This window comes from Desulfosporosinus fructosivorans, from assembly GCF_004766045.1.
Taxonomy (GTDB): domain Bacteria; phylum Bacillota; class Desulfitobacteriia; order Desulfitobacteriales; family Desulfitobacteriaceae; genus Desulfosporosinus; species Desulfosporosinus fructosivorans.
The window spans coordinates 1-16,172 of record NZ_SPQQ01000004.1 but is presented as its reverse complement, the minus strand read 5'-3'; the positions used below and the strand labels follow the sequence as shown (position 1 = coordinate 16,172).

General features: G+C 40.5%; 18 protein-coding genes. All 18 read left to right on the top strand.

Annotation, left to right across the window (positions count from 1 at the left end; all coding sequences use genetic code 11):
• The first annotated feature begins 4 nt into the window (after positions 1-4).
• Complete coding sequence (locus tag E4K67_RS12035) at positions 5-691, top strand: cobalamin B12-binding domain-containing protein (protein ID WP_135547026.1); 687 nt, start codon at positions 5-7, stop codon at positions 689-691.
• Between the two features lie 21 nt (positions 692-712).
• Positions 713-1,420 carry a DUF1638 domain-containing protein gene (locus tag E4K67_RS12030; RefSeq protein WP_135547024.1) on the top strand — a complete coding sequence of 236 codons (708 nt, stop codon included), beginning with the start codon at positions 713-715 and terminating at the stop codon, positions 1,418-1,420.
• A gap of 13 nt (positions 1,421-1,433) precedes the next feature.
• Positions 1,434-2,069: a GTP-binding protein gene (locus E4K67_RS12025; RefSeq protein ID WP_135547023.1), complete on the top strand. Its 636-nt coding sequence runs from the start codon at positions 1,434-1,436 to the stop codon at positions 2,067-2,069.
• A complete protein-coding gene (locus E4K67_RS12020; protein ID WP_243454433.1) occupies positions 2,062-2,529 on the top strand; it encodes a hypothetical protein in 468 nt (155 codons plus the stop codon). Before E4K67_RS12025 ends, E4K67_RS12020 begins: the two co-directional genes overlap by 8 nt.
• A gap of 90 nt (positions 2,530-2,619) precedes the next feature.
• Positions 2,620-3,318 (top strand): Vitamin B12 dependent methionine synthase activation subunit, encoded by a 699-nt coding sequence (locus tag E4K67_RS12015; RefSeq protein WP_135547021.1) that lies wholly within the window; start codon positions 2,620-2,622, stop codon positions 3,316-3,318.
• A 224-nt stretch (positions 3,319-3,542) separates the two neighbouring features.
• Complete coding sequence (locus E4K67_RS12010) at positions 3,543-4,223, top strand: cobalamin B12-binding domain-containing protein (RefSeq protein WP_135547019.1); 681 nt, start codon at positions 3,543-3,545, stop codon at positions 4,221-4,223.
• Positions 4,216-4,914 carry a GntR family transcriptional regulator gene (locus E4K67_RS12005; protein WP_135547017.1) on the top strand — a complete coding sequence of 233 codons (699 nt, stop codon included), beginning with the start codon at positions 4,216-4,218 and terminating at the stop codon, positions 4,912-4,914. The genes E4K67_RS12010 and E4K67_RS12005 overlap by 8 nt, the downstream gene beginning before the upstream one ends.
• A 46-nt stretch (positions 4,915-4,960) precedes the next feature.
• A complete protein-coding gene (locus E4K67_RS12000; RefSeq protein ID WP_135547015.1) occupies positions 4,961-6,811 on the top strand; it encodes an ASKHA domain-containing protein in 1,851 nt (616 codons plus the stop codon).
• A gap of 336 nt (positions 6,812-7,147) precedes the next feature.
• A complete protein-coding gene (locus E4K67_RS11995) occupies positions 7,148-7,960 on the top strand; it encodes a methyltetrahydrofolate cobalamin methyltransferase (protein WP_135547013.1) in 813 nt (270 codons plus the stop codon).
• A 197-nt stretch (positions 7,961-8,157) separates the two neighbouring features.
• Positions 8,158-8,796, top strand: a complete 639-nt coding sequence (locus tag E4K67_RS11990; protein ID WP_135547011.1) for a cobalamin B12-binding domain-containing protein — start codon at positions 8,158-8,160, stop codon at positions 8,794-8,796.
• A gap of 1 nt (position 8,797) precedes the next feature.
• Positions 8,798-9,952, top strand: coding sequence for a uroporphyrinogen decarboxylase/cobalamine-independent methonine synthase family protein (locus tag E4K67_RS11985; protein WP_135547009.1), 1,155 nt, complete (start codon positions 8,798-8,800; stop codon positions 9,950-9,952).
• On the top strand, positions 9,933-10,115 hold the full coding sequence (locus E4K67_RS30115) for a hypothetical protein (protein ID WP_135547007.1): 183 nt from the start codon (positions 9,933-9,935) through the stop codon (positions 10,113-10,115). The genes E4K67_RS11985 and E4K67_RS30115 overlap by 20 nt, the downstream gene beginning before the upstream one ends.
• A gap of 314 nt (positions 10,116-10,429) precedes the next feature.
• On the top strand, positions 10,430-11,785 hold the full coding sequence (locus tag E4K67_RS11975) for an MFS transporter (RefSeq protein WP_135547006.1): 1,356 nt from the start codon (positions 10,430-10,432) through the stop codon (positions 11,783-11,785).
• A gap of 114 nt (positions 11,786-11,899) precedes the next feature.
• A complete protein-coding gene (locus tag E4K67_RS11970) occupies positions 11,900-12,760 on the top strand; it encodes a methyl-accepting chemotaxis protein (RefSeq protein ID WP_135547004.1) in 861 nt (286 codons plus the stop codon).
• 36 nt (positions 12,761-12,796) lie between these two features.
• Complete coding sequence (locus E4K67_RS11965) at positions 12,797-14,224, top strand: MFS transporter (protein ID WP_135547002.1); 1,428 nt, start codon at positions 12,797-12,799, stop codon at positions 14,222-14,224.
• Positions 14,225-14,253: 29 nt separating this feature from the next.
• Positions 14,254-15,156: a uroporphyrinogen decarboxylase family protein gene (locus E4K67_RS11960; protein ID WP_135547000.1), complete on the top strand. Its 903-nt coding sequence runs from the start codon at positions 14,254-14,256 to the stop codon at positions 15,154-15,156.
• A gap of 33 nt (positions 15,157-15,189) precedes the next feature.
• Positions 15,190-15,531 carry a DUF6951 family protein gene (locus tag E4K67_RS11955; protein WP_135546998.1) on the top strand — a complete coding sequence of 114 codons (342 nt, stop codon included), beginning with the start codon at positions 15,190-15,192 and terminating at the stop codon, positions 15,529-15,531.
• 400 nt (positions 15,532-15,931) lie between these two features.
• A partial coding sequence (locus E4K67_RS11950; RefSeq protein WP_135546996.1) for a formate--tetrahydrofolate ligase occupies positions 15,932-16,172 on the top strand: 241 nt, incomplete at its 3' end.

Genomic DNA, 16,172 nt, shown 5'->3' with positions numbered 1-16,172 from the left:
TTAGATGGGGATTAAAAATAATGTTGAGGTATTCAAAGCACGAAGATTTCTGACACATGCTATGGGAAAGCTGGATGAAGACACGGTTCTCAACCTAGTCAGACTAGGGCTCGAACAAGGCGTGGATTCACTGGAAATGATCGAAGAAGCAAGAGCCGGCATGGAAAAGGTCGGCATACTCTATGATGAAGGCGTGTATTTTCTCTGTGATTTAATGGTGGGAGCCGATATTTTTACGGAAGTCATTAATTTAGTCTTAAAGTCCACAAACATTGAGCCCGTTTCTATTTTCCCTCCGATTATTTTCGGTACTGTCGGAGGGGACATTCATGATATTGGTAAAAATATTATGATTTCAGTTCTGAAAAGTAAAGGCTGTCAAGTGTATGATTTGGGGGTTGACGTTCCAGAAGTCGCTTTTATTGAAGCTATTAAGGAAACAGGAAGCAAGGTGCTTTGTCTTTCGGGATTAATTACAACCGCCTATGATTCCATGAAAAAGACGGTGGACTTATTAGAAAAGGAAGGGCTTCGGTCGAAGGTTTCTGTTGTAATTGGTGGATTAGTAAACGAAGCTGTCAAAAATTATACGGGTGCTGATTATTGGGTTACGGATTGTGGCAAGGGCACGGATCTCTGTATTCGGATCATGAACGAGCAGAGCGGCAAGCAAATGATTGCCTGTTTGTGAGGAAGGAAGGAATTAACTGAGTTGGGCACAATCATCGTAGCATGTCAAACGATTAGGGATGAAGTGAATTTGGCAATCGCTGAAACGAGAGTTCCTTATCCTGTGCTTTGGATTGAATCTGGGTTGCATAATTTTCCTGACCGACTCGGCCAAAAGATCCAGCAAGAAATCGATAAAATCGAAAATGTGGAAACTATTTTACTGGCCTTTGGTTACTGCGGCAATAGCTTATTAGACATAAGATCGTCACGAGCCCAATTGATCATTCCGAGGGTGGATGACTGTATCTCACTTCTTTTAGGTTCCTATGAACGCAGACAGACCATGGACAATGAAATTGGGACTTATTTTCTAACCAAAGGGTGGTTAGAAAACGAACAGAATCTAGTATCCGAATATGAACGCTGTGTTGTAAGGTATGGCAAGGAAAAAGCTCTCAAGGTTATGAAAATGATGCTTAATAATTATCATCGTTTGATGGTGATTAACACTCAAGCTTATCAATCTGCGGGTGTTCTGAAAAAAACAAAATGGTTTGCAGATGTTTTAGGGTTGAGTCACGAGGAAATCGAAGGTTCATCAAGGTTATTGAAGAAGCTGCTTTTGGGCCCATGGGATGCAGAGTTTGCCATAATTCAAGCGGGTGAAAAAGTGACGTTAGAGCATATGATCATGATTAACCTGGAAGAGCAGAGTGACACACCAAGGTTATGTGTTTTGAACTTATAAGGAGTTAAAAGTCATGAATGTTTTATTGTTCGGCGGGTTCTTGGGTTCCGGCAAAACTTCGGTAATCTTGCAGGTCGCGAGATACTTAGTGAAAATTATGGAAGAAGGATTTCCGAAACGGCCGACAGAGCGTGAAAAGCCATCCTTGGTAATTATTGAAAATGAAGTGGGCGAAACGGGCATTGATGATAAGATACTCCGAGCAGAAGGACTGAATGTCCGGGATCTTTTCGCTGGGTGTATTTGCTGTACGCTGAATGCGGAACTGACTATTTGTCTCAATGAAATCCAAGAGGAACTGTCCCCGAAATGGGTGATCATCGAGACAACAGGCATGGCATTTCCAGAAAAAATTGTGGATACGATTATTAAATACGGTAAGGGGATTGACAGTATCAAAACCATTGTAGTGGCTGATGCCGAACGATGGGATGAACTTTCTACGGTCATGCCGGGTTTAATAGAAGGGCAAATTTCTAAAGCAGAGGTTATTCTTTTGAACAAGATTGATTGTCTTGAACCTGAGCAGGTTAGTATTGTCGAAGACCGGGTTAGGGGGATAAATCCTTCAGCGCTTTTCTACGCAATCTCTGCGCAGCTGGAGGTTGATCCGCAAATCTGGAGTGAGGCGGTGAGCGTAATTGAATGAACCAAAGCTCGAACACATTTCGGTGCACTCACATCAACCGTCACTTGAGATCTTGAATAATCAACCTGAGCCAGCCATTTTTTCTGAAACACATCAATTGTTATCTCTTGAAATGGTGAGCTCTGAGAAAATCCAACAAGCCTTCACTCGCTGGGTCGAAGAAATTAGAGATTGGGCAAAAGGGAATGCTTATTTGGTGGGCCATATCAAACTATTTGTGGATGGTCAGGAGAATTTATGGTTGTCATCAACCGGTAAGAACATTAATATTAAGCACTCACAGGGGTGGAGTAAATGGTCTACTGACAGGATTAACCTGAGTGTGACTGCGATTATTTTTGGGCCGGCGAAGGAAGTTTTAGGAGAAGAGGCCCGGGAGAGGCTTCAGGCCTGTTTAAAGGGGATATTTTCTGAGGTTAATAGTGCTTGCTTGTTTCCAGTTATTCTAGGCAAAGGTTGAAAAGCAAAGGTCAATCAGTGAAATATACAATGTTCGAGCTGGAAAAGACCAAGTTTTATTATTAATAGAGGGTGTAAATGGGGGAAGAATATGAGAGAACCAGAAATCTGGGAGATCCCAATACCTGAGATTACGTTGGACGAAGTGTTTAAAGCAGAAGGGGCTGATTATAGTCGACGTCCTCCGCATCCTAGAACCGTGAAATTACACAACCAAATTATTGAGGAAGCCTCAAGTTTAGTACGTCCAATTGCAATTTGGGTCGAGGTTGATGTGACTGGAACAGGGGTTGGTGAGTTGCTTCTAGAGGATGGATTTAAGTTTTCCAGTAATCTTCTTCCCAAGGTGGCCGGAACAGCAGAAAAAATGCTCCTAATCTCGACAACCATCGGTACAGCCATTGAAGACCGATTGACAGAGTATAAGGAAGCAGGGAAAATGTCCGAAGCTTACGCATTAGATGCCTGTGCGACAAGCTATGTCGCCAAAACTGCTACAATCGCGATGAGTCGGGTCGAAGAAGAGTATCATCGTGAAGGCCTGAAAACAACCTTTCCGATGGGTCCAGGTCATTCTTATTGGAAAGGGCTGGAAGACATGCAGGTTATCTTTCATTTTCTGAGAGCAAAACGGATCGGTATTCACCTAAACGACTCGAACCTGATCATACCGCGAAAGTCAGTTGCGATGGTGATGGGAGTGGGCCATGATCTCCCTGAGTCTAAGGGGAAGACCCATTGTAATTTCTGCAACTTGCAAACAACTTGTCCGATGAGTCAGGTAGTGTAGGCAAAACCCACTGGATACCATAGTGCATCCAGTGGGTTTTGTTCAATCTTAGTGAACTCATTTACTAAGATCAAATTATAGGTACTATTATTATACATTTGACAAAACAAAATTAAGAATATAATATTTAATGTGACTATTCTTGTATACTTGTATATATAACGTTCAATTACAAGCAATATTTAAGCCAGCATAACCCTAATATGGTTTGGTGGAGGCAAAAAATGAGAGACTTAAGCGAAATTAAGGAATTGTTACTCAGATACGTAGAGCTATTAGATGAAGAGAATTCAATAAAATTGGCCAAGGAAGCTCTAAATCGAGGGATTGACCCTATATATCTACTCGATATTATGAATGAAGGGATGAAGATGGTAGGGAAACTTTATGATCGTAGAGACTATTATATCGCAGATTTGATTATGGCTGGATTGATTTTCAGACAAATATTAGAATTAGAAGAAATGACTGATTTTTTCCATGGGACGCATAATAAAAAAACTGGCAAAGTTGTTATCGGGACTGTACACGGAGATATACATGACATTGGAAAAGATATCTTTAAGTATATGCTAGAAGCATACGGATTTGATGTTATTGATCTTGGAGTAGATGTCGAGCGAGAACTCTTTGTGAAAAATGTCGTGAAACATAATCCAGATATTGTGGCGCTTAGTGGTGTATTAACAAGTACTGTGGATGAAATGAGAGAAGTCGTTAATTCTTTGATAGAAGCACACCTTAGGGATAGCGTTAAGATTATCATAGGTGCTAATCATCTGACACAAGATGCATTCAGGTTTATTGGCGCAGATTTTTTCGCCACTGATGCTTCGGTAGGGGCTAAATTGTGTTGGGAATGGATGAAGACCGCTAATGGGCGAGGAGTAGAAGGTAATGGCTGATCCGGTATACATTAAAATAGTTGAGGATATAAAAAGGAAGGTCAACAGTGCCGAGTTAAAACCAGGAGATACCGTTCCACCTGAAACCGCACTTTGCAAAGAATATGGTGTTAGCCGAATGACGGTCAGAAAAGGTCTGGCCATATTGGCAAACGAGGGATACATCTATTCTGTTCCTGGCAAAGGGAGCTACGTCCAAAAACCGGAAGTCAACAAATACACGTTACATTACGATGAGATGAATAACCCTATTAACAGTGTTGATAATGCAAGACTGTTGGAAGTAACGATCATTATGCCGGATGAAAAGTTAGCGGATGAGTTGCGAATTACAAGAAGCAAGCATGTTATTATGATTCGCAGAGTGTTTTATACTGATGGAATCCCGGTGGCTTATGATGTTAAGTATTTGCTTTATAGTAAAGGCATGCCTATTGTTGAAAAGGAAATTGAACAGGCAACATTTCAGGAAATGGTATCGAATAGTATGCCTACCTTTGCATTGAAAAGAAAAATCAGTATTAGTGCTCAAATACCAAACGAAGAGATTAAACGATATCTCAATATTTATGATGAACATGCTTTATTGGTTGTTGAGCAGAAACTTTATAACAACGAAAACAAGCCAATTGGCATAGGTGTAACTAGTTATCGAGGAGACTATATAAAACTGCAGGGTAGTAGTGATTAATCCTAAGTCCAATGCGAGAGAAATGACACAAGGTGGAGGGATCGTCTTGAACAAGCATAAAGTATTTTTCCAACCGGGTGATATATTAGTAGAAGCGACGGACGGAAGCACATTAAAGGAAGCCATGAACGATGCAGGCTTAGAGTTTGATTTTTTGTGCGGCGGTAGAGGAACCTGCGGAAAGTGCCGGGTCAAAATCACAAAGGGCTTGACGACACCAGTAACCAGGGAACAAGAAATGTTACAGGCTAAGGAATTAGACGAGGGTATTCGCTTAGCTTGTCTGACTAGAGTAAGTAACGATATGACAGTGGAGCTTCCTAACCGAAAAGAGCTTAAACACAACATCTTAATAACATCTGATGAAAGGGTTTTCGAAATTGATCCGCACCTCCACAAAATATTCATTGAAGTTGCCAAGCCTTCGCGTGAGAATCATAGTTCTCATTGGCGTCGCTTGAAGGAAAGTATAGTTCAACAAGGGTATAAGGATAGTGAATTAGAGTCAACAATCTCCATTTTACGGCAGATGCCAGATGTCATGAGAAGCGCGAATAACCAGATTACTGCAGTTATATATAGAAATGAAATATCAGGAATGGAACAGCAGGACACTACCAAGACAATGCTCGGAATGGCCTTCGATATTGGAACTACCACCATTGTAGGTTATTTGCTCGATCTCTATACAGGTAAAGAGTTAAGTGTGGTTTCTACACTTAATCCCCAAACAGCCTATGGGGCGGATGTAATTTCCCGGCTCAACTTTGCTAGCCATGAAGAAAATGGTCTAATTAAACTGCAGGGTGCTGTGGTCGAGGCCATTAATGAACTAGTTACAGAAGCGGTACAAAAAGCTTCTGTAACTAGGGATCAGATCTATGGGATTTCTATCGCAGCGAACACTTGCATGCATCATATTTTTCTAGGTATAAATCCTCAGAGTATTGCAGTATCCCCGTATGTTCCTGTCCTCAGTGAGCCTTTGGTATTAAATGCTTCCGAACTCAAGATTAGCATCAATCAGGCTGGGAAAGTGTTTATACTGCCCAATATTGCTGGTTTTGTGGGAGCCGACACGGTAGCAGTTCTACTGGCCACTGAGTTGGAGCGGAGTGAAGATATTAAGCTTGTCATTGATATTGGTACTAATGGAGAAATTGCGCTTGGTTCAAGAGAAAAGATCTTTGCCTGTTCAGCCGCCGCAGGCCCAGCTTTTGAGGGGGCCCAAATCAGTGGTGGGATGAGGGGGGCCGTAGGGGCGATTGACCATGTTTACTATCGGGACAAGCTGGAGTATTCGGTAATAGGGGAAGGAAAACCGCTAGGAGTGTGCGGTTCTGCTTTACTTGACGCAGTCGCAGGATTGCTGGAACTTGGTATCCTCAATAAGAGAGGGAAAATCTTAGCGTTCGATCAATTAACAAATCCTGCGGCCCAAAGGTTTAAACAAAACCTCATACAGTATGAGGGGCAAGGGGCATTTCTGCTTGCTGAAGCAAGTCTAACTGGTAACGGCAGACCAATTATGATTACGCAGAGTGATATCCGGGAACTTCAGATGGCCAAAGGAGCCATAGCGGCAGGAGTCAGAGTTCTGATGGAGACCTATGGTATCCAAGTACAAGACATTAAAGAAGTCCTCTTGGCTGGAGCCTTTGGAAACTACTTGAACCCGCACAGTGCTTGTGTCATAGGATTGATTCCTCCTGAACTGGAAAGTAAAATTAAGATGATTGGCAATGCAGCGGGCACTGGCGCTAAGCTGGCGTTGCTTTCTTCAAGTGAATTCCGTAGGGCAAAGATTATTGCAGAAGGTGTTAAATTTGTTGAATTGGGTAGTTACCCTAGATTCAATAATATTTTTGGCGAATCCACATACTTTAACATTAAATAATCACTAACAAAAAAATACACGTGATTACAAAAGAAGCACTGGACTGATAAAGTTCTTTGCTTCTTTTCTGCGTATCCTAATTTAAAGGTATATTGACCGGTATGTACTACTGAAACAAAAAATTCAACTTAGTCTAACGCCGACGTCCAAAGGTTTGAACAGGACTAATCTTCTGAATAGGCTATCAAGTTTCTTTTTCGAAAAAATTGAATCAACCAAAATAGAATGAATTGTGAAAAAGAACATTTGACAAAGTAATTGAATATTGGTAAAATACATTTATAAGACCTGTATATACAGGAGTAGCCATGAAGCATAAAAAGGAGGCCCAATTCAATGATTATCATTGGCGAAAAAATAAACGGAACTATACCAAGTGTCAAAAGAGCCATAGAGCAAAAGGATGAGGAATTCATTCGGAATCTTGCCCTAAAGCAAGCTGAGGCAGGTGCTGATTATCTTGACGTCTGTGCGAGTACTTCTCCAGATGTCGAAGTAGATACTTTACTATGGCTAATGGGCATTGTTCAGGACGCAGTGGATACGCCGTTGTGTATCGATAGTCCAAATCCACTCGTTATTGAAAAGGTCTTCCCATATGCCAAACGCCCAGGATTGATTAACTCCGTATCTGAAGAAGGTGGAAAATGCGAGATAATTTTTCCGATTATTAAAGGGACTAAATGGGAAGTTATTGCCCTGACGTGTGATAGTAGGGGTATCCCAAAGGATACTCAGACAAGGGTGGATATTACAAAGGTGATGGTTGAAAAGGCTCTGACTTATGATATTACTCCAGATCGGATCCACATTGACCCTTTAGTAATGGCGCTATCGGCAGATAATCAATCTCTATTAAACTTTGTCGAGACTTTAAAAGAAGTAAAAACCTTATATCCTACTATTAAAGTAACGTCTGGTTTAAGCAATATATCCTTCGGAATGCCGTTAAGAAAAGTTGTTAATCAACACTTCTTAACTCTAGCTATCGATGCAGGAATGGATTCAGCCATCTTAGATCCTTGTAATCGAGATATAGTTACGACACTGTTTGTAACCGATGCGTTACTGGGGAAAGACCGTTTTTGCAGAAATTACTTGAATGCCTTCCGCAAAAACAAGATTGGTCCAGTAAAAATTGACGTTTAATAGGACTAAAGGGAAAACTAAATTTCAATACATTTATTGAGGCTAATTTAGTGCTATAATGCGAATATCCTACAAACAATGACAAATATCATCTTTTTCGACATTCATAATCGCCGATTTGGAAAAATTTAAGATGAAAGCTTAAATCTTGGATATAAGTTAAATAACACAAATTATTAATAAGGAGTTGTTTAAGTATGATCGATTTACAGGTACTAACACAAGCGGTAGGAGACCTCGACGAAAAAGCTATTTTAGGCATGATTAACGATTTTGTAGCTTCAAACCCAAGTGGTGAAGATGCCCAAAAGGTTGTTTTCGCCTGCCAGCAAGGTATGGCGATTGTTGGGGATCTGTTTGAAAAGAACGAATACTACGTGGGCGACCTGATTTTTGCTGGGGAATTGCTATCCCAAACAATTGAATTACTGAAACCTGTATTAAGTGGTGTAGCTACTCAAAAAGTTGGCTCGATCGTCATTGGTACTGTTGAAGGAGACTTACACGATATTGGGAAGAATATTTTCGGTAGTATGGCAGAAGCAGCGGGTTTTGACGTTTATGACTTGGGAATTGACGTATCTCCCAGCGCGTTTGTCGAAAAGGTAAAAGAAGTTAAACCACAAATCGTTGGAATGAGTGGCGTTCTGACCCTTGCTATTGATTCAATGTATAACACGGTTAAGGCTCTGAATGAAGCGGGCTTAAGAGATGGTGTAAAAATTATTATTGGCGGGAATCCTGTTAATGAAGACGCTTGTAAGCAAATCGGCGCGGACGCTTTTACAACAAACGCTGCTGAAGGACTGAAAACTTGTCAAGGGTGGGTGAAATAATATGATGGATGCCGTTGCTATGACCAATGAACGAAATCAGATGTTCCGTGATCTTTTCAGCGGAAAAACTCCCAAAAGAGTGCCGGTTAGCAATCCGGCAACTCAAGATTTTGCTATCCAATATGCTGGTCTGGACTTGGCGGAATGCCAATGGGATCTAACGAGATTAGAACCTGTCTATGATAAGTTTTGTCAAGATTTTTTCACAGACACCTATCCTGGTGGTTCCATTAGAATTCCCTCACACTACCAGATCCTAGGGTCAACTCCTATTGTCATGAGTTCTAGCGGATTCATGCAGCATCCTGAAGTCGTGGGCCTGTTGGCAGAGGAATATGATGACTTTATCGCGTCACCATACGACTGTATTGTTGAAAAGGTTTTACCTCGGCTGTTCACTGAGTTTAACGGAGCACCAGGGAAAGTGGCAATGGCTTTAGCCAAAGCAATGCGAGCACAATCCGATGACCTAGCTTACCTCGGAACGATTAGAGCAAAAATGAATGCAAAATATGGTTATGCTGGAATAGTTGGCGCTCTAACTGAAGCTCCCTTTGACTTTATGGCAGACTTTCTGAGAAGTTTCAAAGGTATTTCTGGTGATGTTCGAAGATATCCAGATAAAATACTGGCAGCCTGCGAAGCGGTCTTACCACTGATGATCAAGAAAGGTACTCTGCCGAGTCCCGGGATGTTAGGTTATACGTTTATTCCTCTTCACATGGCTCCCTATTTGCGTGATAAAGATTTCGCGACCTTATACTGGCCAACCTTCAAGAAGTTAGTCGAGACGTTATCTGGCATGGGTCAAAATGTCCAATTGTTTGTGGAAAATGACTGGATGAGATACCTCGATTATCTCTATGAATTACCAGAAAATACGATTATGAGATTTGAATACGGTGATGCCAAACTTGTTAAGGAAAAACTCGGCAAGAAACATATTATTTCTGGTTTCTATCCGATTACGTTGTTACAAACAGGTACAAAGCAGCAGTGTATTGACAAAGCTAAAGAGTTACTTGATATCCTTGCTCCTGGTGGAAAATATTGGTTCCAAGCAGATAAGAGTGTTATCAATTTTGAATCGAAGGGTCCTGTCGCGGAAAACATGAGAGCTGTTTTGGAGTATGTGTATGAAAACGGAACTTATTAAGGCTAGAGGAGAGGATAAAATGGATTCGAAATATTATGCTACTTGGGAAGAATATTTAGCAGTGCATCCTGAATTAGAGGGCAAGCCGACAGATGTAATAGCACCAAAAATTCAGAAATATGAAGACGCTGTGTTTAGCTTCATTATGGATTTACTATTGTAAGTTGATCAGATTTCCAGAAGAATTTATTCACTGGGCAACATTCGACCTCGTAGGCGTGCTACAAGACGGAAGGCTTTAACGGGGAGGAGGTTGCCCACATTTCTTCTTCGATATTTCTGAATATTCTTTAGTTTGGTTCTGATCCATCCCATAAATTACGTGCTGGATCTTATGAATGGATGACTCTGAATGTGGAGATAAAAACATTTAAGGAGGTGACATTATAGAAGTTAGTAATGACAAAAGAGACGGATCGACCTAATATTAGCGACAAATTAGAAGTAAAGAAATTGATTTTGAGAGGAGATTATTTTATGGAAAAGGGATTAAAAAAATCGATTATTAACCTTTACGGATTACCCTCATTCGGATTTCAATTATTTGTAAATATGGAAGTGTTTTATTTCGCGGCATTTTTAACTGACTTTGCCAAGCTACCAATGGCCCTGGTTGGAACGGTCTTGATGATCACTAGTATCTTTGATATCCTATGGGTTCCTACTGCAGGAGTTATATTGGAAAAGAGCAATATGAGGTGGGGGAAATACCGTTCATGGCTACTGGTAGGACCTCCTTTTGCAGCATTGTTCTTTATTTTACAGTTTTCTAAAATCGGCTCACCAACAGTGAATGCTATTATCATTACAGTCGGATTTGTTGTCAGTCATTTAATTTGGAATATTTTCTATGCGGGACATGTAGCCTTAAATTCTTCAATGACAACTGTACGAGAAGAAAGAATTGCCATGTCGACGAATAGGGGGATGTTTAACTCCTTAGGTGCTATTGCTTTTTCCTTAATTGGAATGAAGATGATCTTGGCGCTTGGCGAAGGAAATCCTGCGATGGGGTATACACTGACTGTTGTAATTACTGGGGCAGTTATGATTGCTAGTTATTATACCTTGTTCTTTATGACCAAAGACTATGCCTTCCACGGAACGACCGTTCAATCAGGGAAACCTGCAGAAAAGATGCCTATTGGTGAGATGTTGAAGCAGATTATTGTCAACCCACCACTTATCGGCTTAATGTTAGGGGAATTAGGTAGATACTTAGGAAGGTTCGTCATCTTTGGATTGGCGTTTTATTATTTTAAATATGTTGTAAATAATTTGGTTGTTATTGCGATTTTCATGACGGGACTTAACGTAGTATGTTTCGTTGGAGCTCTGATTGCAAATCCAATTGCTAAGAAGTTCGGAGAAAGAAATACGTATATCTTGTCCCTCTCAATTTTTATTATCGGGCTTTTTGCGGTATGGGCCTTACCAATGAATTATGTTTCCTTCATGATCATCATGTTCATAGCCTATTTAGGTTATGGAATGCCGGATGCGTTGGGGGTTGTTATGTATTCATCGACGGTTGATTATGGTGAATGGAAAACAGGTAAAAATGCCAGAGGTTTCATCATGTCTTTAATTAGTTTTCCAATTAAAGTGGCTATTCTGGTGAGAAGTGTTATTATCACAGCTGTTCTTGTGGGAGCAGGATATGTTGCAAATATGCAGGCGACACCAGTACTCATAGAATCTATTAAGAACGGATTGACTTTGGTGCCAGCAGTAATAATGCTAGTAGGTTTATTCTTTATTATATTCCTTTACAAGATTACACCTGCAAGCCTTTCACAAATGCAAAAAGAAATAGCTGCTCGGAAAGTCTAAGCGAAGATCTTAAAGATTGTATCGAAATAAGGGCGATGAATTAGTGTTCATCTCCCTTATTTCGCTTACGTGATTTTTGACCGTAAGAAATGAGATTGATAGGAGTTAAAGAGAATGAAAGAAAAAGACCTTCAACAATTTATTGATGTAATGCCAACCTTGAATGGAGTAATGCAAGACGATGTCACTATAGTCGTGTTTGATCTTCGAAAAGAGATTATCCAAGCTTATGCGCCGGGGGGCGAACTTAAGATGCCTTCAAAAGTTGGAGATCCTATTAAAAATATGGAAAACTATAATTTGGTAAAGAAAAGCAAAAAACAATTAGCGTCAATAGTTCCTACACGATTTTTCGGGGTTCCAGCCAAAGGACAGCTTTCACCAGTTTTTGATGAAAATGGAGAAGTTGTTGCCATAGTATCAGTCTCTAAGAGCATTGAAAAAGAGATGAACATTCAAGATAGTACGTCTAAGCTCTTCTCCTCTATGGAACAATTAAACGCTGGTATAGAGGAAGTTGCTTCGAGTTCGCAGCAATTATCAGTTTTTATTAAGGAGATTGACGAATTCAGTGCGCAGACAGAAGAAAAGATTAAGGACATCGATACCATCATCGAAGATATTAAAAATATCTCGAAGCATTCAAACCTTTTAGCCCTAAACGCGTCTATAGAAGCGGCAAGGGCAGGAGATGCAGGTAGAGGATTCAGTGTTGTAGCTAAAGAAATGGGTAAACTCTCAAGCTTAAGCAAGGAATCAGCTGAAAAGGTATCGAAGTCGCTTTTAGAAATAAAAAAGGCAATCGAGCAGATCAGTCAGAAAATCAATAATACGAGCACTTCGTCTGAGAACCAAGCAGCAGCATCGGAGGAGATGGCCGCCGCAACTGAAGAAATTGTCACAATCACGAAGCAACTATCTGAGTTAGCAAAGGTTCATACAGTGGATGAATTAATCGCTCAAAAAAAGATATAACTACTTCTTCAAAATAAATAGGAGGAGATGGTTGACATGACAGTACAAAAAGAAAAGGGATGGCAAAGATACCATACGATTTGGTTAATGCTCTTTATTGGTTGGGTAGTTTCTTATGCTGACCGAACGTTGACTGGCCCAGTCGTTACTTGGATGATTACTAACAAGGTTGGCTTTTTAGAAGCTGCCAGTAACCCTCATGCCCTTGGTGGTTTGCTGGGAAGTCTATTTTTTGCCGGTTATATGCTAACACAATTCCCAGGAGGTTACTTTGGTGACAAGTTTGGTTATCGGACTATTGTTGTAATCAGTATCTTTTGGGCGGGTATTACTACCCTTTTAACGGGATTAACCGGTGGTTTAGTGGCTTTTATTGCCCTGCGGGTTTTCACCGGGCTTGGTGAAGGTGTTCTCTATTCAAATGACCGCTCCTTGGTTGCCGAAGTGACTCCACCCGATAAGCTTGGTTTAGGCATGGGGGTAGTCATGGGTGGACTTACGGTGGGCTTATCTGCCGCTTTGGTGGGAACAGTATACTTAATAGAGTGGGCTCAACCTTCGATGGGTGTCAATGCTTGGAAAGCCCCTTTTCTTATTTTGGGGACAGTCACAATTATAGCAGCCTTCTTTATTCGCAAGGCCCTAAAACCTCAAGGAAAAATTGTGCCTGAGAATTATGGGAAAGCTTTGTTCAGTTTGCTTAAATATGCTATTGTATTCTTGGTGGCTATCATGTCTGTCTATTTTATTACAAATGCACTGCATTTAAACGATGTGCTGATTGCAATCATCTTAACCTGCTTAGCTTTTGTATTAATCGCCTTTATCTTTATCAAGAAAGGTAATGAAGTTAGCCCGATATTAAGGGATAAAAATTTAGTGCTTATTTATATCTCTTATATTGCAGTGTTATGGCACCTCTGGTTTTATGGTTTTTGGGGAGGCGCTGTAATAAAAGATTTTGGTGGGGGGACTTTAGCGTCGGCTTTGTTGGTTATTTCGTTTAATGCAATAGCTGGGGTGATCGGTTTTCCATTAGGCGGAAAAATCTCCGATATGGTAGCCCATAAACCCAATGGTCGTCGCAATGTCTTAATAGCGATGGAAGCTCTTTTAACGGTGTTTATCTTTGTCTTTGCAGCCTATGTCATGTCCGGAGGACATGATTCGGTTGTGCAATCGGTTATTCTCTTTGTTTCAGGTTTAATATTTTTCGCATTGCAAGCGGTTGCGCATGCTCTTACTTCAGAAATTGCACCCGTTCATTTGCGTGGTGCAGCGTTTGGCATGTTGAACCTCGTATCTGAAATTGGAGCGGTATTATCACCTGTAATTTCCGGTGCCATACGAGATAGTAGCGGAAGTTGGGGAACCCCCTTGATTTTAGATGGTGTTTTAATGGGTATTAGCTGTATTATGATTATGGGAGTAAGTACGAAAATTGCTGAGAATAAGGCGGGTTAAAAACTGAAAAACGGAAGAATGTGAGTTATTTGAAGAAAATCGAAAGAATCCTTGCTACAATTCGTCATGAGTGCGTGGATCGAGTACCCAAAGGGGAGTTTTACCTAGAAGATGAATTTGTCGCTAAATTATTAGGTCTGAAGGAGAACATTCAGTTTAAAGATAGAGTTGAGGCTTGTGACCTCCTTGGACTTGATGCCTTAGCCTTTTCTCCTGATTCTTTTCGAGAGTGTAACGCACCAGTTTGGGATGAATTAAAACAATGGCGGAAAGAAACAGATTTTTTTATCTTTGCTATTATCGACGGTCCGTTTCAGGGAACAGCAAAGCTTTTTTCTTCATTCAGTGAGTTTCTGATAGCAATCGCTAAAAGTGATCCAATCATACTGGAACTCGCAGCTAAGGTTGTAGCTGCTAATGTTCAGTTAGGACTAGATGCTTTAAAGTTAGGGGCAAATGGCCTAATTATTGCGGATGATATTGCCTATCAAAGGGGGACTTTTATTTCCCCTGATCATTTGCGCAAGAACTTTTTCCCTGGCCTTACGGAGCAAGTAGGCATTTTAGAAGCCCAAAAATCGCCGATCTTCTTTCATGCCGACGGCAATATAATTCCGGTATTAAGCGATATTATTGCTTCAGGGATTAAGGGAATACATTCCTTAGATTTTTCTTCGTTTGCCGATATAGCTATAGTTAAAAAAGCTGCGGAAAATAATTTGTGTTTAATGGGGGGGTATGACCTGGGGTGGTTTAGTGAGGAAAATAGAACGGAAAAAGCTGCGGAATTATTGGCTGTGGCTTCAGGTGGGGGTGGCTATATCTTTGGGAGTAGTGCCGGGATCCTTGGAAGCCAACTACCTGTCAAACAGGTAACTGAAGTGTATCAATATGTAAGTAACTTGAATTCCATAGTGGCAAGCAAACCTTAGGGAGCTACTAGTAATTGTGTGGGAGGGATTAAGATGGCGACAGGAACTATTCACTGTGGGGTCTGCGGTTTTACCATTAATGTCAAGGCAGTGAGCGATGAGAGTCAATCAAATTCTCGAAGAAGTAAGATGATAAAATTGGTAATAACGAGTGATTGTCCTAATTACCAAAAGATTGCAAAAGAGTTAACGGAAGTAGATGCCTACAAAGAAATTCTGAATAAACTTCATACTGGGAAGGTTTATGAGATTTTTGCCAAATATAGCCCGCATCCTAGTTGCCCTGGAGTTTCCGGAATTATGAAAACGGTGGAAGTGGCAGCTGGTTTGGCATTGCCTCAAAATTCCAGTATTGATGTAACAAAGGTTAATTAATGCGAGATGACGTTGTAAAACCATCCATACAAAAACCTGGTCAGCAAAGTAGCGAGACCAGGTTTTTATATGGATGGTTTTTTTATTCCCAACAGCAGTAACACCTGGAGTTCTTAGCACAAAGGAATTAAGGTAAGGAGATTTTCAGAAATTCCAGTATTTTAAACGATAGAAGCAAGTGAAGTAGTGTATTACTCTAGATACATTACTGGGTCTTAAGAAATCATTTCCATGGGTGTGACCACAAAAAAATGCAGATTATATAGTAAAATGTATAATTGACAAAATAATTGCATTTTGATAATATAATCTTTATAGATTACTAATTGTATATACAGGTATATCTATAAGAGTTTAGGTGGTCAAAGGTTTTAATAAAACTAGAATAGGAGAATGAAAGATGAAAAGTGACATCGAAATTGCCCAAGCAGCAGTAATGAAACCAATCCTGGAGATTGCCCAAAAACTTGATTTGAAAGAGGATGAGGTCGAGTTATATGGCAAGTATAAGGCCAAAATCAATCTGAGTGTTTGGAATCGCTTAAAAGATAAGCCCAATGGCAAGCTCATCTTAGTTACTGCTATTAACCCTACTCCAGCAGGAGAAGGAAAAACGACAACAACCGTGGGATTAGGGCAGG

Coding starts and splice junctions, on each gene's coding strand:
- E4K67_RS11955 (WP_135546998.1), top strand. CDS start 15,190: ATGGCGACAGGAACTATTCACTGTGGGGTCTGCGGTTTTACCATTAAT.
- E4K67_RS11970 (WP_135547004.1), top strand. CDS start 11,900: ATGAAAGAAAAAGACCTTCAACAATTTATTGATGTAATGCCAACCTTG.
- E4K67_RS11985 (WP_135547009.1), top strand. CDS start 8,798: ATGATGGATGCCGTTGCTATGACCAATGAACGAAATCAGATGTTCCGT.
- E4K67_RS30115 (WP_135547007.1), top strand. CDS start 9,933: ATGAAAACGGAACTTATTAAGGCTAGAGGAGAGGATAAAATGGATTCG.
- E4K67_RS11995 (WP_135547013.1), top strand. CDS start 7,148: ATGATTATCATTGGCGAAAAAATAAACGGAACTATACCAAGTGTCAAA.
- E4K67_RS12025 (WP_135547023.1), top strand. CDS start 1,434: ATGAATGTTTTATTGTTCGGCGGGTTCTTGGGTTCCGGCAAAACTTCG.
- E4K67_RS12035 (WP_135547026.1), top strand. CDS start 5: ATGGGGATTAAAAATAATGTTGAGGTATTCAAAGCACGAAGATTTCTG.
- E4K67_RS11990 (WP_135547011.1), top strand. CDS start 8,158: ATGATCGATTTACAGGTACTAACACAAGCGGTAGGAGACCTCGACGAA.
- E4K67_RS11965 (WP_135547002.1), top strand. CDS start 12,797: ATGACAGTACAAAAAGAAAAGGGATGGCAAAGATACCATACGATTTGG.
- E4K67_RS11975 (WP_135547006.1), top strand. CDS start 10,430: ATGGAAAAGGGATTAAAAAAATCGATTATTAACCTTTACGGATTACCC.
- E4K67_RS12015 (WP_135547021.1), top strand. CDS start 2,620: ATGAGAGAACCAGAAATCTGGGAGATCCCAATACCTGAGATTACGTTG.
- E4K67_RS12005 (WP_135547017.1), top strand. CDS start 4,216: ATGGCTGATCCGGTATACATTAAAATAGTTGAGGATATAAAAAGGAAG.
- E4K67_RS12010 (WP_135547019.1), top strand. CDS start 3,543: ATGAGAGACTTAAGCGAAATTAAGGAATTGTTACTCAGATACGTAGAG.